The sequence below is a fragment of the Pseudomonas sp. RIT-PI-o genome (assembly GCF_001297215.1).
Classification (GTDB): domain Bacteria; phylum Pseudomonadota; class Gammaproteobacteria; order Pseudomonadales; family Pseudomonadaceae; genus Aquipseudomonas; species Aquipseudomonas moraviensis_A.
The window spans coordinates 171,834-195,041 of record NZ_LHPA01000016.1 but is presented as its reverse complement, the minus strand read 5'-3'; the positions used below and the strand labels follow the sequence as shown (position 1 = coordinate 195,041).

Sequence of the window (23,208 nt, the reverse complement as noted above, 5' to 3'; positions counted from 1 at the left end):
ATTCGAATGACCTTGCCGGCATCCGATGCCGGGGCCTGACTGGCGGGGCATGTTCTGTCCCGGCCTGATCACAACAATAAAGTAGTCATGGACGGTAGTCTCCGATGCTCGATAACACTTCCTTGCGTGGGACGAATCCAACGCAGCCCGACGTTTGCTCCTTGAAACCGTTCGATGCAGACCTGTGCGTGCACGGTCTGTTTGAGGCGCAGGTGCTGCGCAACCCTGATGCCATCGCCGCACGCTGGCAGCAGGAGGCGCTCAGTTATCGTGAACTGAACACCCGCGCCAACCGGTTGGCCCATCACCTTCGCAAGCTCGGGGTCGGGCCGGACGTGCGAGTCGGACTGTGCCTGGAGCGTTCGTTGGAAATGCTGGTCGGCGTACTCGCGGTGCTCAAGGCCGGCGGCGCCTATGTGCCGCTGGACCCGTCTTATCCGCAGGCGCGGCTGGCGCACATGCTGGCCGACAGCGCACCGCCGGTGGTGCTGACCCATGGACAGGCGCGCGTTGTTTTGCGGGCGGCGCTCGAACAGTCGGCGACCACCCCCACTCTGCTGGATCTGGCCGACGCCCGCGATTGGGCTGCGCTTGCGGCTGACAACCTTGATCCTCACGCGATCGGCCTGACACCCCGTCACCTGGCTTACGTGATCTACACCTCCGGCTCCACCGGCACCCCGAAAGGCGTGATGGTCGAGCATCGCGGGCTGGTTGCGGTGAGTGCTGACTGGGCGCAACTCTATGAGTTGGGCGAGCCGATCAACCACCTGCAAATGGCCGGCTTTTCCTTCGACGTGTTCAGCGCGGACCTGATCCGTGCGCTGGGTTTTGGCGGCACGCTGGTGCTGTGTCCACGGGACACCCTGATGGACCCGCCGGCCCTGTATCGCTTGATACGTGACGCGCGCATCGGCTTTGCCGACTTCGTGCCGGCGCTGCTCAATCCACTGTTGGCGTGGGTCGAAGAGACCGGCCACGACCTGTCGTTCCTGCGCACCGTGGTCTGCGGCTCCGACATCTGGACCGCCCACAGCGCCCGGCAATTACGCAGGCTGTGCGGTGAGCAGGTGCAGATCGTCCAGGCCTATGGCGTCACCGAGGCGAGCATCGACAGCACCTGTTTTGAATTCACCGAAGGCAGCCAGATCGACGCGGTGTTGCCCGTCGGCCGGGCACTGCCCAATACCCGGATTTACCTGCTCGACGCTGACGGTAAAGCGGTTGCCGAGGGAGGAGCCGGTGAACTGTACATCGGTGGCGTCGGCGCGGCGCGCGGTTATCTGAACCTGCCGCAACTGACCGCTGAGCGTTTCATCGACAGCCCGTTCGTGGCGGGCGAGCGGCTGTATCGCACCGGTGATCTGGCGCGGTACCGGGCCGACGGCCAATTGGAATTCCTCGGCCGCAACGATTCCCAGGCCAAATTGCGCGGGCTGCGTCTGGGGCGGGGGGGAATCGAAACCCGGCTCGCGGACATTCCGGGCGTGCGGGAAAGCGTGGTGTTGCTGCGTCAGGACAGTCCCGGTGAACCGCGTCTGGTGGCCTACTTCTGCGAAAAACCAGACTCAACACTGAGCCCGCGCGCGCTGCGTGAACAGCTGCAAACCAGTCTGCCGGACTACATGGTGCCAACCGCCTTCGTGCGTCTCGATGCGTTGCCGCTGACCGCCAACGGCAAGGTCGATCGACCAAACCTGCCGGCGCCGAACATCGAGGCGTTCGAGCAGCAGGAGTATCAGGCACCACAAGGCCCGCTGGAAACAGCGCTCGCCGCAATCTGGGCCGACGTGCTCGGCGTCGAGCAGGTCGGGCGTCAGGATCAGTTCTTCGCCCTCGGCGGTCACTCGCTGCTGGTGATGCGCGTGCTGGCGCAGGTTCGCCATGCGCTGGGGCTGGAAGTGGCACCCTCGACGCTGTTTGCCGCGCCGGTCCTGGCTGAGTTCGCCGAACGGCTGCATGCCAGTCAGGCGGCAGCTCGTCCAGCCATCACAACCCTTGAACGCTCGGGCGCGCAAACGTTGTCGTCTGCTCAGCAGCGCCTGTGGTTTTTGGCGCAAATGGAGGGTGGCAACGCCGCCTATCACATGCCGTTGAACCTGCGTTTGCGCGGTTCGCTGGACGTGGCAGCACTGGAACGCAGCTTCAATCTACTGGTGGCGCGCCATGCGGCGCTACGCACGACGTTCATTGCCGTTGAAGGGGAAGGGCGGCAATTGGTTTCGCCGCCTGCGCACGGTATCCGGCTGACGGTGATTGACGTACAGGGGAACGATGCGCAAAAACGCCTGAGCCGCTTGATCGACGAGGAGGGCGCCGAACCGTTCGATCTGAGCCGCGGCCCGCTGATGAGGGTCAGCCTGGTGCGGCTGGCGGCGGATGACCATGTGCTGTTGCTGACCCAGCACCACATCATCTCAGACGGCTGGTCGATGGGCGTGCTCACCCGCGAGCTCGGCCAACTGTACGCAGCGGCGTTGCAGGATCGCGACGATCCGCTGCCGCCATTGCCGGTGCAGTACGTGGATTACGCCGTGTGGCAAAAACAGTGGCTGTCCGGTGACGTTCTGGAGCAGCAAAGCCGTTACTGGCGTGAAACCCTCAGCGGCGCACCGGTGCTGCTGGAGCTGCCGACCGATCACAAGCGCCCGCCCGTGCAGGATTACCTCGGCGGCTTTGTTCCATTGGTCTTCGACGAAGCTTTGACCGCGCGATTGAAAGCCCTGGGCATGCAGCAAGGCACGACGCTGTTCATGACTCTGCTGGCCGGTTTTTCGCTGTTGTTGTCGCGCCTGTCGGGGCAAAGCGACGTGGTGATCGGCGTGCCGTCGGCCAACCGCCCGCAACAGGAACTGGAAGGGCTGATCGGTTTCTTCGTCAATACGTTGGCTCTGCGGATGACTCAATCGGGTACGCCGTCGGTGGCGCAATGGCTGCAACAGGCGCGGCGAGTGGCGCTGGAGGCTCAGGAGCATCAGGACCTGCCGTTCGAGCAAGTGGTGGAATTGCTCAACCCGCCGCGCAGTCTGGCCCACAGTCCGCTGTTCCAGGTGCTGTTTGCCTGGGAACAGGATCAGGATTCCGATCTGCTGCTGACCGGGCTTGAGGTGACCCCGGTCGAGAGCAGCCATCACGTGGCCAAGTTCGACCTGCAACTGGCCCTCAGTGAGCGTGACGGGCGGATCGTCGGCGGTCTGGAATACGCTTCGGGCCTGTTCGAGCGCGGCACCGTCGAGCAGTTCGGCGAGTACCTGCGTCGGGTACTGACGCAGATGTTCGAGAATAGCGAGCAGTCGCTGGCGGGGATCAAGCTGCTGAGCGCCGAGCAACACCAGCACATCGTTCATGACTGGAACCGCACCGCCCGGGAAACTGCGTCGCTACCCGGTTGCGTGGCGCGTTTCGAAAGCCTCGCCCGGCAAACACCCGACGCCGTGGCGTTGCTCGCCGACCGTGAGCAACTGAGCTACGGCGAACTGAATCGCGCCGCCAACCGCCTCGCGCGTTACCTGATCGAACAAGGCGTAGGCCCCGAGCATCGCGTCGGCCTGTGCCTGGAGCGTTCGCCGCAAATGGTCATCGGCCTGCTGGCGATCCTCAAGGCCGGTGCGGCGTATGTGCCATTCGATCCGGCTTACCCGAGCGAACGCCTGGCGTTCATGTTCAGTGATGCGGCGCCTACCTTGCTGCTGACGCAATCGAGCCTGATGGCCAGGCTACCGGCTAACGAGGCGAAAATCTGCTGCCTGGACACTGACGCATCGCAATGGGCGCAACACCCGACGGATGACCCGCAGGTCACGGTGACCCCGGAACACCTCGGCTACGTGCTTTACACCTCCGGCTCCACCGGACGACCCAAAGGCGTGGCCCACAGCCGTCGTGCGCTGGACAACCTGATCACCTGGCAACTCGATCAGGCCAGGGCACCGCAGCGGGTGCTGCAATTCGCCTCGCTGAATTTCGACGTCTCGTTCCAGGAAATCTGCAGCACGCTGTGCCAGGGCGGCAGCCTGTTGCTGATGACCGAAGACAGTCGCAAGGACCTCGCCGCGCTGCGCCCGACCCTGGTGGCCGAAGGTGTACAGCGGGCGTTCCTGCCGTTCGCCGTGTTGCAGCAACTCGCCGGCCTGACCGAGGCCGATGCACCGATGCCGGCCGGCGGCTGCGAGATCATCACCGCCGGTGAAGCCCTGCAAATCAATGACGAGCTGCGTGGCTTTGTCCGCGGGCTTGGCGGCGCGCAGTTGCACAACCAGTACGGGCCGACCGAAACCCATGTGGTCAGCCAATTCAGCCTCGATTGCAACGCGGCCGAATCCTGGCCGGACGCGCCGCCCATTGGCCGCCCCATCGCCAATGCGCGGCTGTACGTGCTGGACGAATATCTGAATCCCGTGCCGATCGGCGTGGCAGGCGAGTTGTACATCGCCGGCGCTTGCCTGGCCCGTGGCTATCTGAACCGCCCGGACCTGACCGCCGAACGCTTCCTGCCGGACCCGTTCAGTGCCGAGCCGGGCGGGCGGATGTACCGCAGCGGCGACCTCGCGAAGTTCCAGGCCGACGGCAACGTGCAATACCTGGGACGCATCGACCAACAGGTGAAATTGCGCGGTTTCCGCATCGAGCTCGGCGAGATCGACAGCCTGTTGCATCAACAACCCGGCGTACAGGAAGCCGCCGTATTGCTGCGTGAGGACGTGGCCGGGGACAAACGTCTGGTGGCCTATGTGGTCGGCACCGCGCCCCCTGAATGCCTGCGCGCCGAACTGCAACGCCAGTTGCCCGAACACATGATCCCGAGTGCCTGGGTTCGCCTGTCGCAATTGCCGCTGACCCGCAACGGCAAGCTTGACCGCCAGGCGCTGCCAGCGCCGGAACGCAGTGCCGGGGCGACTTACGAGGCGCCGCGCAATGACTTTGAGCGTCAGATGGCCGGAATCTGGGCCGAAGTGCTCAAGTGCGAAAGGGTCGGCATCCACGACAACTTCTTCGACCTCGGCGGCCACTCGCTGCTGGCGACGCGGATGATCTACGCGATCAACCAGCGCATGGGCGCGCAACTGTCCCTGAGCAGCCTGTTCCAGACCCCGGTGTTGCTGGATCTGGCGGCGCAGGTGTCGCGTGAAGAGCAAAGCGTTGAACCGGCATTCATCCAGCTCGAGCCGGATCGCGGCAATCGACATGAACCGTTCCCTCTTACCGATATTCAGCAAGCCTACTGGTTCGGTCGCGAGGCCACGGTCAGTCTGGGCGGCGTCAGTGCCCACGGCTACGAAGAACTGCGCATTCGCGAATTCGACGCCGAGCGTTTCGAGCGTGCGCTGAACCGCATGATCCAGCGCCACGACATGCTGCGCGTGGTGTTCCTCAGCAACGGCACGCAACAGGTACTGGGGCAGGTGCCGACCTACCATATGCCGCGCAGCGACCTGCGCGGGTTGCCCGCTGATGTAGCGCAACGCACCCTTGAGGCGACCCGCGAACGCCAGTCCCACCAGGTGCTGGACGCCAGTCGCTGGCCGCTGTTCGAGTTCAGCCTGTCGTTGCTCGACGACGGCATCACCCATTTGCACATCAGCCTCGACGCGCTGATCGTCGACGCGGCGAGCACGCAGATTCTCGCCCGCGAACTGATGGCGTTCTACGTCGATCCGACGCTGGAACTGGCGGAACCGGGGCTGACTTTCCGCGACTATGTGCTGGCCGAACAACAGCTGCGCGATGGCCGCCGCTACGAGCAGGCGCTGGGCTACTGGCGTGAGCGGGTGACCACTCTGGCCCCGGCGCCGGACCTGCCGTTGGTGCGCCAGCCGGAAGGCATCGCCAATCCGCACTTCACCCGCCGCGACCGCGACATGTCGGCGGCGCAGTGGACGCAGCTCAAAGCCGTGGCTAAACAGTTTGCCGTGACGCCGTCGGTCATGCTGCTGACCGCGTTCAGCGAAGTGCTGGCACTGTGGAGCCGCACGCCGCGTTTCACCCTGAGCCTGCCGCTGTTCAACCGCATGCCGCTGCATCCCGATGTAGACGAAATCATCGGCGACTTCACCTCGCTGGTGCTGCTGGAAGTCGGCATCGACGGTTCGCAGAGTTTCACCGACAAGGCGCGCGCGGTGCAGGCGCAACTGTGGCGCGATATCGACCATTCGGTGGTCAGCGGTGTGCGAGTACTGCGCGAATTGTCCCAGGCCCGGGGCGTGCAGCAGACGGCGATGCCGATCGTGTTCAACAGCACACTGTCGGAAGCGGCGCCGGAACTGGCCGAGTTCAATCTCGCCGACGCATTGAATGCCAGGCACATGCACAGCATCACCCAGACCCCGCAGGTGTGGCTCGACCACACGTTGCTGGAGCTGGAAGGACGCCTGCTGTTTAACTGGGACAGCATCGACGAACTGTTCCCGCAAGGGATGATCGAGCAGATGTTCGTCGCCTATAACACGCTGCTCGACAGCCTGTGCGAGCCGGCAGCCTGGGGCGCAAATACGCCGCAATTGTTGCCGCAAGCACGCTTGCCGGCACCGGTCGACAACCAGCACACGCTGCCGTTGATGCACGACTTGTTCGAACGTCAGGCCCTCGCGACACCGGATGCACTGGCGGTAATCGGTGCGCGACAGCTGACGTACGCTCAGCTACGCAACGAGGCGCGGCAACTCGGCGCCCGTCTGCAAGCGCAAGGCGTGCTGCCGAACCGCTTGGTCGCGGTGGTGATGGAGCGCGGTTCGGAGCAAGTGGTCGCGACCCTGGCGATTCTGTATGCCGGCGGCGCTTATCTGCCCATCGAGCCGACTCAGCCGGCGGAACGGCTGCGGCATATTCTGGAGCGGGCCGAGGCGAGTCTGGCCCTGACCCAACCAGCGCTGCTCGACAAAATCGAATGGCCGACGCAAGTCACGGCCATCGCGGTGAGCGATGAAGTCTCAAACGATGTACTGCCACTGCAACCGGTGCAGGTGAACGAAAGCGACCTGGCTTACGTGATCTATACCTCGGGTTCCACCGGCCAGCCCAAAGGCGTGGTGATCGATCATCGCGGTGCGGTCAATACCTTGCTCGACATCAACCGACGCTTTGCCGTCGGCCCGAACGACCGCGTATTGGCGATCTCGTCGCTGAGCTTCGACCTGTCGGTCTATGACTTCTTCGGCACCCTCGCCGTGGGCGCGGCGGTGGTCATCCTCGAACCGCAACTGTCACTTGATCCGGCGCACTGGCTGGCGTTGATCGAACGTCACCAGGTCAGCGTGTGGAACTCGGTCCCGGCGCTGCTCGGCATGCTGGTCGAGTACGTAGAGGGCGAGGGCGGCGCGTTGCCCGCCAGCCTGCGGGTGGCGATGCTGTCCGGTGACTGGATTCCATTGACTCTGCCCGAGCGGGCCTGGGCTTTGCAGCGGGATTTGCAGTTGATCAGCCTGGGCGGTGCCACCGAAGCGTCGATCTGGTCGATCTGCTACCCGGTGCAGCATGTCGACCCGGCGTGGCGCAGCATTCCCTACGGCAAGGCACTCGATCATCAGCGCTTCTACGTGCTGGATGAAACGCTGCAGGTGCGCCCGACCTGGGTCGCGGGGCAGTTGTACATCGGCGGTATCGGTCTGGCGAAAGGTTACTGGCGCGATGACAAGCTCAGCGCCGGCAGTTTCTTTGATCATCCACTGACCGGTGAGCGCCTGTATCGCACCGGCGACCTGGGGCGCTTGCTGCCGGACGGCAACATCGAATTCCTCGGCCGCGAAGACAATCAGGTCAAGGTTCAGGGTTATCGCATCGAGCTGGGCGAAATCGAAGCCGCGCTCAATCGCCATCCCGGCGTGCAGAGCGCGGTGGTGCGGATTTTGGGCAGCGCGCTGGGCGAGAAGCGTCTGGCGGGTTATGTGCTCAAGGCCGATCCGGCGTTGCAGGCCAACGATTTCAGCGCGTACCTGAGCGACAAACTGCCGGCCTACATGATTCCGCCGTCATTCACCTTTGTTGAAGCGTGGCCGTTGTCGTCCAACGGCAAAGTCGACAAGAAACGCCTGCCGGAACCGGAGCAGATCGAGGAACAAGGGCTGGCGATCGAAGTCGATGGCCCGCAGGAGCAACGGCTGGTGGCAATCGTGCAGGACGTGCTCAAGCGCGATTCCATTGCCGCCAACGCCAATCTGCTGAACCTCGGCGCAACGTCGATCGATATCGTCAGGATCAGCAACGCCTTGTCCGGCGCCTTGCAGTTCCGCCCGCATGTGGCGCAACTGCTGGCCCAACCGACGTTGCTGCATCTGCTTGGCATGTACCGCCAGAACCGGGCGCGGCAGGATGTGCTCGGCAACGTGCAGCAGGCCTCGGATCCCGTACAGGACATCATCGAAGATCCCCAGCAGCGGGCGCAGTTCAAGGCCGAACAGCGCGGACGCCGCGACTTCGCTCAGACCCTGCCGGCGCTGGCGCTGGACCTGCCGCAAGACCCGGCCTTCGCCCGACGTTTGAGCAATTACCGCTCGGTGCGTCAATACGATCGGCAACCGATCGCCACCCGGGCCTTCGCGCACGTACTGGCGGCGTTGGCCCAAGGGCAACTCGATGGCGAGGTGAAATACCAGTTCCCGTCGGCGGGCGGGCTGTACCCGGTTCAGGCGTACCTCTACGTCAAGCCGGATCGCGTGCTCGGCGTGCCCGGCGGCGCGTATTACTACGATCCCCGCCAGCATCGTCTGCTGGCGCTCCAGAGCGGAGCGCTCGACCCGGACACCTATGACTATTTCGTCAACCGTCCGGTGTACGAGAACGCCGCGTTCTCGCTGTTCTTCATCGCCGACATGGCGGCGATTCGTCCGTTGTACGGCGGGCGCAGCCGCGCCTTCTGCCACATCGAAAGCGGCGCCAGGGCCCAGTTGCTGAGCATGACCGCCGTCGAGCAGGGCCTGGGCCTGTGCGGTATCGGCTCGGTCGAAGAACAGCAACTGACCACGCTGTTTGACCTGGGGCCGAGCCATGAATTGATCTACTCGATGATCGGCGGCCTGCGCACGGCCGATGAACGACACCGCGCGCCAGTCGAGGCGTTTGCCATCGAGCCTGTGACCGCCAGCCTGGACGATGAAGACATGGAGGAATTCGAAGTATGACTGCCGATCAATTGCTGGCGTTGTTCGCTCGCCATGGCGTGGTGCTCGAGGTTGACGGTGACAGGCTGCGCTGCAAGGCGCCGCGCGGGTTTCTCAGCGAAGAACTGACCCAGGCGCTCAAGCGTCACAAACAGGAACTGATCGCCTTGCTCGGCGGGCAAGATGACGCGGTAATTCCCCGTCGTGCAGGTGCGCACGCGGCTTGGCCATTGTCGTTTTCACAACGGCAACTGTGGTTTCTTGATCAACTGGAACCCGGCAACCCGTTCTACAATGTGCCGACGGCGGTAACGCTGAAAGGGCAGTTGGACGTCGCGCAGCTGGAGCGGGCGCTCAACCAACTGGTGGCCCGCCACGAAGTCCTGCGCACGACGTTTTGCAGCGTGGACGGTGAACCGCGTCAGGTGGTGCATTCGTCGATGCCGCTGTCGTTGTCGGTGACGGATCTGCGCCAATTGCCTGCCGACGAGCGTGAGCAGCAAGTGCGAATCGCCGTCGAACAGGATGCCCGGGCGCCGTTCGATCTGGCCGCCGGTCCACTGCTGCGGGCGTCGTTACTGCACGTGGCCGACGATGAATACCTGTGGCTGTACAGCGTGCATCACATCATCGCCGACGGCTGGTCGATGGGTGTGATCCTGCATGAAATCGCCACGCTGTACGGCGATTATCTGCGTGGCGAAACCTCGACTCTTGCGCCGTTGTCGGTGCAATACGCCGACTACGCGTGCTGGCAGCAACAGCGGGTGGGTGGTGCGGCGCTGGACGCGCAACTCGATTACTGGCGCCGCACCCTGGACGACGCGCCGCTGTTATCGACCTTGCCCGCCGACCGGCCGCGACCGCTGGTGCAGCGCTTTGTCGGGGCCACGTTCAGTTCGTCCGTCGATGGCGGCACCTTGCGTGAACTCACCGCGCTGGCCCGGCAGACCCAGGGCACGCTGTTCAACGTGTTGCTGGGCGCATTGGCGGTGCTGCTGTGGCGCCACAGCGGTCAGCAGGATCTGTGCATCGGCACGCCGTTCGCCAATCGCAATCGTCCGGAAATCGAGCCGCTGATCGGTCATTTCGTCAATACGCTGGTGCTGCGTCAGCGCCTGAATCCGCAGCAGACCTTCGCTGAACTGCTGCGTGAGGTGCGGGGGCAGATGTTCGACGTCCACGCCCATCAGGACGTGCCGTTCGATCGCGTGGTCGAGGCCGTCAACCCGCCGCGCGATCCCGGTCACTCACCGTTGTTCCAGGTGATGCTGGTGCTGCAGAACACCCCGGGCAACGCGGTGCAGATGCCCGCTCTGGAACTGGCGCCGTACGGCACCAGCAGTGCCACGGCCAAGTTCGATCTGGCATTCGAATGGGTCGAGCGGGCAGGGCGACTGGACTTGCTGGTGGAATACAACACCGACCTCTACGACCTTGCGACCATCGAACGCCTGAGCGGGCACTACCGCCACCTGCTCGAGCAGATCGCCGCCGACGCCAAGCAACCGATCAATGCCTTGCCGTTGATGAACGAGGCGGAGCGTCAGCAGATGCTGGTGGAGTTCAACCGCGCCGCGCCACTGACGCAAGCGGCGCCCTGCGTGCATCAACTGGTCGAATCGCAGGCGGCGAGCAACCCTCAGGCCTGCGCAGTTGTGTTCGAGGGTGAGTCGCTTGACTACGCCGAACTCAATGCCCAGGCCAACCGCCTGGCGCGGCACTTGCGCAACTTGGGCGTCGGCCCGGATGTGCGCGTGGCGGTGTGCATCGAGCGCTCGCTGGAGTTGCCGGTCGCGTTGCTGGCAGTGCTCAAGGCCGGCGGCGCCTACGTGCCGCTGGATCCGGATTATCCGCTGGGGCGCCTGAGCCATATGCTCGGTGACAGCACGCCGGCGGTGCTGCTGACCCTCGGCTCGGCGCACGCTATCCTGCGGCAAGCCGTGCAAGGCTCGACCTGGGAAGCGCCGATTCTCGACCTCGAAAAAGATGCCGCGAGCTGGGCGTCATTGCCGGCGGACAATCTTGATCCGCGCCATGTCGGCGTCACCCCTGACCACCTCGCCTACGTGATCTACACCTCGGGCACCACCGGTTTGCCCAAGGGGGCGATGGTCGCCCACCGTGGCCTGAGCAACCTGCTGCTGTGGTGTTTGCAGGTCTGCGGCGAAGCGGGGGCGATGCTGCACAAGATTCCGTTCGGTTTCGATGCCTCGGCGTGGGAGACGTTCTGGCCGCTGGCAACTGGCGGGCGGCTGGTGATCGCGCGGCCCGGCGGGCATTACGAACCAGCGTATCTGGCGCGCGAGGTGCACGAACGGAAGGTCACGGCGCTGGTGTTCGTGCCGGCGATGCTACAGCTGTTTCTGGAGGTCGACGAGGTCAGCCAGTGTGCGTCGCTGACTGACGTGTTCAGCGGCGGCGGTGAACTGCCACCGGCTCTGGCCCGGCGCTTTCAGGAGCGCCTGCCCCATGCGCGGCTGCACAACGTCTACGGCCCGACCGAAACCACGGTGATCAACAGCATCTGGACCCTGGAGCCTGGCGCCGAGGTGCCGGCCCGGCAACTGCCGATCGGCCGGCCGATTTCCAATAACCGTTTTTACGTGCTTGATGACCGCGACCAGCCGGTGCCGGTGGGCGTGACCGGACATCTGCACATCGGCGGCGTGGGCGTGGCCCGTGGCTATCTGGGACTGGAGCAGCTCAGTGCCGAGCGCTTTATCGACAATCCGTTTGTGACAGGCGACCGGCTCTATCGCAGCGGCGATCTGGCGCGTTATCGCCCGGACGGTCAACTGGAATTTCTCGGTCGCAACGACTTTCAGGTCAAGTTGCGCGGCGTGCGTCTGGAACTGGGCGAGATCGAGGCCCGGCTCGAAGCGTTTCCCGGCATTCGCAGCGCCGTGGTGCTGATGGTCGGCGAAGCAGCGCAGGATCAGCGGCTGGTGGCCTGTTGCGTGGTGGCCGAGACTGTGGACGAAGCAGCGGTGCACGCCCATCTGGCGACGACACTGCCCAGAGCGGTGATCCCCGGCAGCTACCTGTGGCTCGACGCGCTGCCACTGACCGCCAACGGCAAGGTCGACCGAACCGCGCTGACAGCGCTGGCGGATGAAGAGATGACCAACCGCCAGGTCAACCTGAGCAGCCCGCGCGATCACATCGAACTGGCGTTGTACCAGATCTGGAAAAGCCTGTTGCTGGCGCCGCAGATCGGCATTCGCGACAACTTTTTCAATGTCGGCGGCACCTCCATCGCCGCAATCAAAATGGCTCATGAAATCAGCCAGCAGTTCGCGGTCGAAGTGCCGGTGCGCGTAGTGCTCAGCTACCCGACCATCGAAGCGCTGGGCGGCTGGCTGCGGGTCGGGGCCAACCCGGCGCTGGCCCAGAGCAACCTGATCGAATTCCGACGCGGCAGCGGCCAGCACAACGTGGTGTGCATTCACCCGGCGGGCGGCACGGCGTTCTGCTACCTATCGCTGGCCAAGGTGCTGCCGGATACAACCGGCGTCTACGGCGTGCAATCGCCGGGGCTGAATCCGGGGGAAAGCACCGAGCCGACGGTCGAAGCGATGGCCGAGGCCTACTTGCACCAGATTGAGCCGCTGACACAGCAACCGCTGATCCTCACGGGGTTGTCGTTCGGCGGCCTCGTAGCCTATGAAATGGCGCGACGGTTGACGGCGGCGGGGCATCGTCAGGTGACGGTGGTGCTGCTTGACACCCAGGGTAGCGACGACCCCGGTTTCCGCGAGCAGATCGGCACCGTGGACATGGCCGAGTTTCGCGACAAACTGGTGCGCTTCAACGGCATGTACCCCGGCATCGAAGACGCCCAGGTCGAGCGCTATTTCAACATCTACAACCACAATCGGCTGGCCATGGCCGCTTATGAGTGCTCGCCGCGCGCCGGTCGTGTGGTGCTGATCCAGGCGCGGGAAGATTTCAGCCGCCATCAGTTGCATGAACTGCGCGGCTTCTGGCGTCGCCGCGCGGGCAGCGGCTATCTGGCGAAACTGGTCAGCGGCGGGCACTGGGACATGCTCGAAAGCGCGGAAATCCACCGGGTCTCGCAAATCATCCGTCGGGAGCTGCAACGCTTCGACGCGCAGGAGGCGAAATAATGAGTGCGTCCAATGACAGGCCGTTGCTCGCGCGTTTTGCCGAGCAAGTGGCGCGCAATCCGCAAGCCCCGGCGGTGATCGATCAGTCGGTCAGGCTGACTTACGCCCAACTGGCCAGCGCCAGCGAACGCATCGCCCGAGGGTTGCTGGCGCGCGGCGTCGAGCCCGGCCAGTCGCTGGCGCTGTGCATGCCGCGATGCTGGCAGTGGTTGGCGGCGATTATCGGCGCGTTGAAAGTTGGCGCGGTAGTGGTGCCGCTGGACCGGGCCAGCCCGCGCCAACGTCGGGAACTGATGCTGGCGGATGCGGCGTGTGTCGGCCTGATTACCCTGAATGACGAATCGTTGTGGTCGCCTTCACTGTGGCAAACCAACGTCGAGGCCTTGCTCGATCAGTCGGACGCCCCGCCGCAAGCACTGGCCGAAGACTTCGCCGAGGTGATGTTCCTGTTCTACACCTCGGGCACCACCGGCACGCCGAAAGCGGTTGAGGTTGGCGAGCGCGGCTTGCTGCGGCTGGCGTCCACCGACGGCTATATCGAGATTCGCCCGACGGACCGGTTTGCCTGCCTGTCCAACCCGGCATTCGATGCGTGCAGTTTCGAACTGTGGGCGCCGCTGCTCAACGGCGGTTGCTGCGTCCTGATCGCTGACGAGGACGTGCTGGATGCGCGTCGACTGGCCGAGGTGCTGGAGCGCACGCAGGTCGACAACCTGTTCATGACGGTGTCGCTGTTCAACACGATGATTGCCGAGTGGCCGTCGTGCTTTTCCAGCATGCGTCAGGTGCTGATCGGCGGTGAGCAGATCAGCGCTGCCGCCGTTCGCGGGTGGTATCGGGCCAATCCTGAGAGCCGCTGCCGGATCTTCAACGTCTACGGCCCCACCGAATGCACCACGTTTGCCCTGTGCTGGCCGATCAGCCGCGATTTTGCCGGCGACTCGGCGCCCATTGGCCGGCCGTTGCCGGATACCGGTGTGCAGGTGTTGGATGAGCAGCAACGTCCGGTGTCGGCAGGCGAGGTCGGCGAGCTGTATTTGAGTGGCAGTGGTGTCGCCCGTGGCTCCCGCAACCGGCCCGAAGAACCCGCCCGCCAGTTCGTCCGTTTGCCCGACCTCGACGGTGGCGCGCAGGTGCATTACCGCACCGGCGATCTGGTGCGGTGCAATGCCGAAGGCTTGATCGAGTACCTGGGGCGGGTCGACCGGCAGGTGAAGATCCGGGGTTTCCGGATCGAGCCGGGGGAGGTGGAACAACGGATCCTGGAGCATCCGGGTGTGGCGCAGGTGTATGTCTGCACCCGGCGGCAGGCGGCGGAAGATCATCAGTTGCTGGCGTTCATCGTGCCTCGCCGGGCTCTGGACTATCACGCTTTCGAAAACCATCTGCGGGCACAACTGCCGCCTTACATGCGGCCTAATCAGCTGTTCCTGCTGGAGCGCCTGCCGCTGACGGCGAATGGCAAGATCGATCGTGATAGCTTGCTGGCCCAAGGTTTGAGTCCGTGGCACCCAGTCTTGCCGGCTACGGATAACGAAAACGCATCACCGGCGCTGGACTGGTTGCTGAGTCAGGCCCGTTCGCTGCTCAGCCAACCCTATCTGAGTGCGCAGGACGATTGGCTGGGCTGTGGCGGCGACTCGCTCAAGGCGATGCGCCTGCGTTCGGCGATCCGTGTCCGCTGGCAGCGCGAGATCGCGATCGATACGTTGCTCAACGAGCCTTTCTCGTCATTGGCCGTACAACTGAGCGGTGAAACGAACGGCGCGTCGATCTACCCACCCGCGCCTGCGATCAGTCGCGCAAAACGCCTAACGGCCACCGCCGAACAGCGCCGCCTGTGGCTGTTGCAACAACGCTCGCCGACCTCGACCGCCTACAGCGTGCCGCTGATTCTGAATCTGGCGGCAGGGGTCGAAGTCGCGGCACTGGCCGAGGCGTTGGGGCGTCTGGTGCAGCGTCATCCGGGATTGCGCACGGCATTCGTGGCGGGTGCCGATGGACTGGATCAGGTAATCGCCGAGCAGGGCTCGACCTGTCGCATCTTTGCGGTCGGGCATTTCACCGAGGACAACTGGCAGGCCTTCGCCGACCTAGTGTTCGCCGCGCCGTTCGACCTGACCACCCCGAAGCTGTTTCAGGCTTGGCTGTTGCCGTTCGCCGATGGCGGCTGCCGGCTGTTGCTGAACCTGCATCACATCATCGTCGATGGTTGGTCTGTGAATCTGCTGTTCGACGACCTGGCGCAGCTTTACAGCGATGTCCTGCAAGGCCGCGACAGCCTGCAACCCGCGGCCCGCTTGACGACGCTGGAGTTTGGCCAGTGGCAGCGCCAGTGGAGCGTCGATCCGCATTATCGTGACCAGCGCCGCGCCCTCGCCGAGTTGCATCGCCGTCAGGAAGAACCGTCGCCTGCATTGATGCCAATGCGCGAAATCAGCCCGGACGCCCGGTTGCACCGGGAACCTTTGGGCACCCTGCGCAGCGCGGCCCTCGAACGCTTTTGCACCCAACAACGGCTGACCCGTTTCGAAGTGCTGTTCAGCGTCTTCGCCTGGAGCCTGTACGCCCTGACCGGGTGCGAACGGCCACGGATCGCCAGTCCGGTGTCCAACCGGCCACTGGCGGAGTTCGAAGACACGGTCGGCATGTTTGCCAACACCGTGCTGATCCCGACCGCCGTCGAGCAGGCATCGACCCTGGACGAACAGTTGCGCAAGCAGACCGCCACGGTGCGCGAGGTACTGGCGTTGCAGGACGTGGCGCTGGCGGATCTGGTGGAAGACCTGCGGCTGTCGTCGAGCCCGTTACTGTTCGATTTCATGTTCGTGCTGGAGAACACCGATTACGCAGCGCTGGCCGATTCGAACCTGCACGCGACGCTGCAATTCAACGAGCACTTGCACGCCAAGTGCCCGCTGACGCTGTTGATGGTGGGCAGCGGGTCGCAACTGGAATGCTGGTGGGAATATCAGTGCAGCTACTTCGATGGCGAACAGATGCGCGCAGTGAATGCGCTGTTTCGCCGAGGCCTGGACCTGTTGCTGGAAACCCCGGCGGCCAACCTCAACGATTTGCTCGGTCCGTATCGACGTGGTTTGCCCCCGGCCAGTGAGGGCCCTCGGACTGCGCTGCCGTTCAACACACTGGCGGACGGGTTCGAGCATCAAGTGCATTGCACGCCGGATGCGGTTGCGCTGGTTCAAGGCCAGCGGCGCCTTACCTACAGCGAACTGAATGCGCTGGCCGATGCTCTGACGGCAAACCTGATCGAGTGCCATCCGTTGCCCGTCGGGAACGCGCCATTGCATGTCGTGCTGTTCCTCGATGCCTCGGTGGAACACATCGTCGCCTTGCTGGCCCTGGCCAAACTCAATCTGACGGCCGTGCCGCTGGATCCTGCCTATCCGGTTGCGATCCAGCGCCAGGTGCTGGAACAGGCGCAACCGCATTGCGTGCTGTTCAGCGATATGACGAAGTCAGCGCTGGATGACCTGAACGCCGGACGATTCGCCACCCATCGGGTCGATCTGAGCGCCAATGCCACAACGTTCGAACGTCGACGCCACGCCGGCGAACGGCCGCTGTACACGCTGTTCACCTCCGGATCGACCGGCACGCCCAAAGGTGTGCAAGTGTCGGAGCGCACCCTGTGCAACCTGCTGCAATGGCAGCGCACCGAAGGGCAGTTGCCGGCCAAAGCGGTAACCCTGCAGTTCTCGATGCTGTCGTTCGATGTGTCGTTTCAGGAGATTTTCAGCACCCTGTGCGGCGGCGGGTGCTATCACCTGATCACGCCGCGCTGGCGTCAGGACGCCGAGGCGTTGCTGGAGTACATGGTCGAGGCGCGGATCGAGCGCCTGTTTCTACCGTACGTGGCCTTGCAGCACCTGGCGCAAACCGCCGTGGCCCGGGGCATTTACCCTTCGGCGTTGCGCGAGGTGATCACGGCCGGCGAGCAACTGCTTTGCACCGATGCGCTGCGCAACTGGTTCGGCGGCATGCCGCACGCCTCGCTGTTCAACCATTACGGCCCGACCGAAACCCACGTGGTCAGCGCCTTGCGCCTGCCGTCCGTGGCGCGGAACTGGTCGTTGCGCGCGCCGATCGGCCATGCGGTTGGCAATGCGCGGCTGTTGCTGGTCGATGAGCATGACCGCCCGGTGCCCAACGGCTGCCGTGGCTACCTGCTGGTGGCCGGGCCAATGGTTGCCCGGTGCTACCTGGCTGATCCAAAGTTGAACGCTGCGCGGTTTGTCGAGCTGGCAGACGGCCGTTTGTACTACCGCACCGGCGATCTGGCGTGGGCCGATGCCCAGGGCTGCCTGCATTATCTGGGACGTGACGATCAGCAGATCAAACTCAGCGGCCATCGTTTGGAACTGGGTCAGATCGAGTCGGCGCTGATGCAGGTGCCGGAAGTGGTCAACGCGGTGGTGGCGGTGCAGGCCGATCCGCCACGGCTGATCGCCTGGCTGCAGCTCGAGGGCGAACCTGCGACATCCGGTGAGCTGGATCGTCAGGTCGCGCAACTGCTGCCGGCCCATGTGCGAATCGATGAATACCGGCGGATCGACCTCTGGCCACGCACGCCCAGCGGCAAGATCGACCGCAACGCCTTGCCGAATGTTGGCGAGGCCCTGGAGCGGCGCAGTACGCCAACACCGGTTGTTCAATTGACCGCGCTGGAACGGCAACTCAGCGAGTTGTTCCAGGCCGTGATCGGACGGGACATCGAACCGCAGCAGACCTTCTTCGAGGCCGGCGCCACCAGCCTCGGCTTGATGCGTTTGCATGGCCGTTACGCCGAAGAGCTGCCGCACAAGGTGACAATGGCCGACCTGTTTGAATACGTCACGGTGCGACAACTGGCGGCGCATCTGTCGACCGCGCCGGTGGACGTGGCCGAGCGTGGAAGGCAGACCGATGCAGGCCATCAGCCGATGGCGATCATCGGCATGTCGGTCAATGTCGCCGGGGCGCAGAACCTGTCCGAGTTCTGGGCAATGGTGCAAGGCAATCGGCTGGGCATTGAGCACTTTGCCGCTGACGAGGGGCTGGTCGGCGCCCGCAGTCAACTGGCGGGCATGCTCGATTTCGATGCTGAGTACTTCGGCATCAGCCGCCAGGAAGCGCGCCTGATGGACCCGCAACAGCGGCATCTGCTGATGGCGTGCGTTCAGGCCCTGCAACACGCGGCCATCGTCCCGTCGGTGAATGGCCCGCGCATCGGCCTGATCGCCAGTTGCGGCGAAACCACTTACTTCCAGCAAATGCTGCGTGAAACCGCAGACGACGATTTGCCCGACGGCTTCCAGCTGGCGCTGCATCACGACAAGGATTTTCTGGCAACCAAAGCCGCGTATCACCTGGACCTGAACGGCCCGGCCCTGAGCGTGCAGGCTGCTTGCGGCAGCTCGCTGATCGCCGTGCACCTGGCCAGTTCGATGCTGCGTCAGGGCGACAGCGACGTGATGCTCGCGGGCGGGGTGCTGATCGACCCGACGCTGACCGAGGGCTACCGGCACCGCTCGCAGCACATTTTCTCCGCCGACGGTTTGTGTCGTCCGTTCAGCGACGACGCCAGCGGCACCCTTGGCGCCAGCGGCTACGGCGTAGTGGTGCTCAAACCGCTGGCCAAGGCGCGGGCCGATGGCGACCGGATTTACGCGCTGGTCGAGGGATCGGCGTTGAACAACGATGGCCGGGCCAAGATGAGTTACACCGCGCCGTCGGTGGCGGGGCAGAGCGCGGTCATCCGCGATGCCTTGAGCCGTGCCGGGTTAACCGGCGCTGACATCGGCTACGTAGAGGCCCACGGCACCGGCACCTTGCTCGGCGATCCGATCGAGGTCGCGGCGTTGACCAAGGCGTTCGGCGATGCGCCGGCCGGCCGATGCGCGCTGGCCTCGGTGAAAAGCCAGATCGGTCATCTGGGTGCGGCGGCGGGCGTGGTCGGGTTGATTCGCGCCAGCCTCGCGGTGTTCCATGGCGTACTGCCGCCTAACCTGGGTTTTGGCCGGATCAACCCGCAGATCGACCTGGAGCATTCGCCGTTCTATGTGCCGACCACGGCCCGGCCATGGCCGCAAGGGCGGCGGCGACTGGCCGGTGTCAGCAGTTTCGGGATCGGCGGGACCAACGCGCATGTCATCGTTGGTGCTGCACCTACGGCGCAGCAAACTGTTGAGGAAACGTTGCCGCTGCTGATGATTTCAGCGCATAGCCGGGCGGAGTTGCTGCGCGATATCGCGGCGATTCGCGAATACCTGCAAACGAATCCTGAGCAGCAGACCGCGTTGTTGCGGCACTTGCAGTCAGGTCGTCGGCAACTGCGCTGGCGCTTCGCGATGGTCTGCCGGCCGGGTGACGACATTCCATTGCAGCCGACAGCGATCAAGGAAATCACCGCTTCGGGCGCGCAACTTAAAGTCGTTGATCAATCGCCGCAGGAGCTGCTGGACGCCTGGTACGAAGGCGCGAATATCCAATGGTCGCAGTGCTCGGCACCGCCGCCCTGGGATTTGCCGCCGTCATCGTTCGATCTTCAGCCGTATCGTTTCCAGCCACCTGTAGCTGTTCAACCTGATGCGCCACCCCTTGAGCGACAACCGCTGGCGGACTGGTTCCACCAGCGACAGTGGGTGCGCACCCGGCGCCTGAGCGCGGCAGCGACGGCCGGATCCCGCGAGGTGCTAATTCTGTGCAGCCATGACGCGCCCGAATCGACATTGCTGGCGAGCCTGAACGCCGTGTATCGACGCGTGATTCAAGTGCGCACCGGCAACGGTTTCAAACGCCTGAGCACGGACCGTTTCGAGCTTGATCCGCTGGACGCTGAGGCCCTGAGCCGTTTGCTCGCTGAGGTCGCAGAACCTGCACTCGGCGAGCTCGACTGGCTGCATGCCTTGCCACTGGCGGTGTCTGGTGCAGTCAACGAGCAATCGCTGGATCTGGCGCAGTGGGCCTGTCTGGACACGATCAGTGCGCTGATGCAGGCCTGGGGGCAAACCCCGCGCACGACCCGGCTGCGGTTGTGGTTGATGTCGTGGCAGGCATGCCCGGTGGACGGCGAGGTTCAGCGGCCCGAACTGGCAGCGCTGGCCGGCGTCACTGAAGTGGTGCCGCAGGAATACCCGGTGCGTTGCCACTGGCTGGACTGGCCGTCGTCACGCCTCGGAACGTACGCGGGCGAGTTGGCAGCGTTGTTGGTCGATCCGGTCTCATTGCCTCGGCGAATGGCGGTGCGCGATGGTTATCTCTGGCAGCCACGTTTAATGCCTCAGCCATTGACCGGCCCGGCAACGACATCAGGGCTTCTGCCGGAAGACGGTACGTTCCTGGTACTGGGCGGCAGCGGCGGCATCGGCCGGACCTTGTGCGAACACCTGCTGCAGGCACCTGCACGCCGGGTGGTGCTGCTCTCGCGTCAGGGGCAATTGCCGGCGTCTCTGGCGGCTTACGCTTTGCGGATCGACTGCATCAAAGCGGACATCGCCGACCTGCCGCGCTGGCCGCAGGTACTCGATCAACTGGCCGTTCGTTACGGTCGTGTGAGCGGGGTGATTCATGCGGCGGGCGTCGGTGCAGGCAGCCTGATTCGTCATCGCGATGCTCGGCAAATGGCCCAGGCCATGGCCGCCAAGACCCGCGGCATGCTGGCGGTCGAGGCCTTGATCGAGCACCTGACGCCGGATTTTGTCCTGTACTGCTCGTCGATGTCAGCACTGTTTGGCGGCGCGGGGCATCTGGACTACGCAGCGGCCAGCGGGGTGCTCGACGGCTTCACCCACTATCGCCCGAACGCGACCGACGCTTGCCTGCGCCTGGAGATCAACTGGGACATCTGGCGCGACATCGGCATGGCCACCACCAGCAACAGCGCAGACACCGCGCACCTGGAGCATCTGAAGGTTGGCCTGTCCGCCGAAGAGGGCTGTCGGGTGTTCGATCTGGCGATGGCGACGCAGTTGCCGCAGCTACTGATCTCCACCACCGGCATCGACACGGCGCGGCGGTTCTATCCGGTTCGCCATGGTGCCGTGGCCGCAGTGCTCGAGGCACCGAAGGGCGTGGATCTGTCGACGCGCCTGCGTGAGTGTTTGTGCAAGTGGCTCGGTGTGGCCGAGCTGGAGGACGACGATTCACTGTACGACCTGGGCGCGGATTCGCTGACGCTGCTCGACCTGATCGACGAACTGCAAGCGGCCACTGGTGAGGTATTCCAGCTGTCGCAATTCAGCCACAAGGTCAGCCTGAGCGAAGTGCTTGGGCTGGTGTCGACCGCCACGGTTGCAGAGGCGCCCCTGGCTGCACCGCACGACTGGCACGACGCGGTGCGGATTGATCAATGGCATGCCGGTGCCGGCCACGATTGGCTGTACCTGATCCACCCGGTGGGTGGCGATGTTCAGGCCTATCGGGAACTGGTCTCGGCATTGCCGGCGGAGTTGGGTGTGTGCGTGATCGCCGACCCGGCGCTGCGTCTCCCGCAGTTGCCGAACATCAGCGTGGACGAACGTGCACGCCGGTATCAGGCGGCGATCAAGGCCCACCTTCCGCACGGCAGCACCTGGCGCCTGGCTGGCTGGTCATTTGGTGCATGGGTGGCGCAGGCTCTGTGTCATCAGGCCCGGGCTGACGGATTCAGGCAACCGTTGTTATACCTGATCGACCCGCCCGCGCCGGATGCCGGTGCGGAACTGGCCGGCATCGACGAACAGACGATCGAGCAGGTGTTCCAACGCGAGTTCGCCCAGCGCTGGCCGGAGGTTGAAGGGCAGGGCATGGCCGAGGAACGTCAGGCGTATCTGCAACGGCTGACGGTGTGCTGTCGCAACAACATGAGCAGCATGCTCGACTTCCAGCCGCCGGCGCTGGCGACCACAGCGGTGCGGCTGTTCATCGCCGGGCACGCCAATCCTTACGGGCTGGGCAATGCCTGGAACCCGGACGACCTGCAACGCAATTGGCAGGCCTTGCTGCCGCAGTTGCGCAGCTGGCAAACCCTCGACACCGATCACTACGGCATCGTGGCGGGCCGCTGGGCGCGGTTGCTGGCCGAGGTGATCGGTACGGATGAGCCTGCGCCATGAATGATCCGATCTCGATGCCGCGATGGTGGCTGGCCTTGACCAAGGTGTTGTGCGAAGCCGATTCGAACGCGGCCTTTCGCTTGAGGCAATTGCGCGGTCAGGTGCCGTTTCAGCTGTTTCATCTCTGGCAGGCCGACGTGGTCATGCCGATGCTCTGCGAAGCCTTGCCGGAACATCAGCAGGCGCTGCTCGCGTTGCAAAGCCTGCATCAGCGGGCGGCGCTCGGCGTGATCGGGCGTCAGGGCGAGTGGCGGGCCACGCTCAAACCGGTGTTGCTGGCGCTGTACCGCAAGGCCTACCCCTACGACGCGGCGTACGCCAAGGCCCACGCCAGTGCGATGGCCTACGGCCTCGCACCGGCGAACAGCGCCACGATTTCCGAGCACTTCGGCGATGCCGAGGCGTTCGCCGAGTATTACGCACAACTCAATACCGAGGCTGCTGCCGCCGCGTTTGCCCAGGCTCATGCCAGCGCCAACGCCGAGGTGTCGGCCCGGGCCTTTGCGGACGACGATGCAGACACCTGCGCTCAGGTGTGCGGGGCGTCCGTGCGGGTTTACGTCGGGGCCTGCGCTTGGAGCGACGAACAGCGACATGCCGTATTCAACCATCTCGCCGCCGGGCTCGACCGGAGTCTGGCCACGCTGCAATCGCGTTCAACAGGAGAACGACATGAATGACGCACACCTGCAATTCGATGTGGTGATCAACGCCCAGGGTCAGTATTCCCTGTGGCCGGCGGGCAAGCCGATGGCCAGCGGCTGGAACGAGGCGGGGATGCGTGGCGAACGCCAGGTCTGCCTGGATTACATCAACGAACACTGGATCGACATGCGCCCGCGTTCGCTGCACGAGCAATCATCGGTGTCGTTCCAATAAAAAAGGTGAGGG

General features: G+C 64.4%; 5 protein-coding genes. All 5 read left to right on the top strand.

All coding sequences use genetic code 11. The annotated features are described in order from the left end of the window. The first annotated feature begins 104 nt into the window (after window positions 1–104). From AEQ63_RS06790 to AEQ63_RS06770, 5 genes are read left to right on the top strand one after another with little or no spacing between them, the layout of a single operon-like run. Complete coding sequence (locus AEQ63_RS06790) at window positions 105–9,113, top strand: non-ribosomal peptide synthetase (protein ID WP_064362340.1); 9,009 nt, start codon at window positions 105–107, stop codon at window positions 9,111–9,113. Beyond that, the gene (locus AEQ63_RS06785) at window positions 9,110–13,222 is read left to right on the top strand and encodes a non-ribosomal peptide synthetase (RefSeq protein ID WP_064362338.1); all 4,113 of its coding nucleotides are present in this window, start codon (window positions 9,110–9,112) and stop codon (window positions 13,220–13,222) included. The genes AEQ63_RS06790 and AEQ63_RS06785 overlap by 4 nt, the downstream gene beginning before the upstream one ends. Continuing rightward, a complete protein-coding gene (locus AEQ63_RS06780; RefSeq protein WP_064362337.1) occupies window positions 13,222–22,317 on the top strand; it encodes a non-ribosomal peptide synthetase in 9,096 nt (3,031 codons plus the stop codon). The genes AEQ63_RS06785 and AEQ63_RS06780 overlap by 1 nt, the downstream gene beginning before the upstream one ends. Next, complete coding sequence (locus AEQ63_RS06775; protein WP_064362335.1) at window positions 22,314–22,997, top strand: hypothetical protein; 684 nt, start codon at window positions 22,314–22,316, stop codon at window positions 22,995–22,997. The genes AEQ63_RS06780 and AEQ63_RS06775 overlap by 4 nt, the downstream gene beginning before the upstream one ends. Further along, entirely contained in the window at window positions 22,990–23,196 is a 207-nt protein-coding gene (locus AEQ63_RS06770; RefSeq protein WP_039762895.1) for an MbtH family protein, read from the top strand. The genes AEQ63_RS06775 and AEQ63_RS06770 overlap by 8 nt, the downstream gene beginning before the upstream one ends. Window positions 23,197–23,208 lie beyond the last annotated feature (12 nt).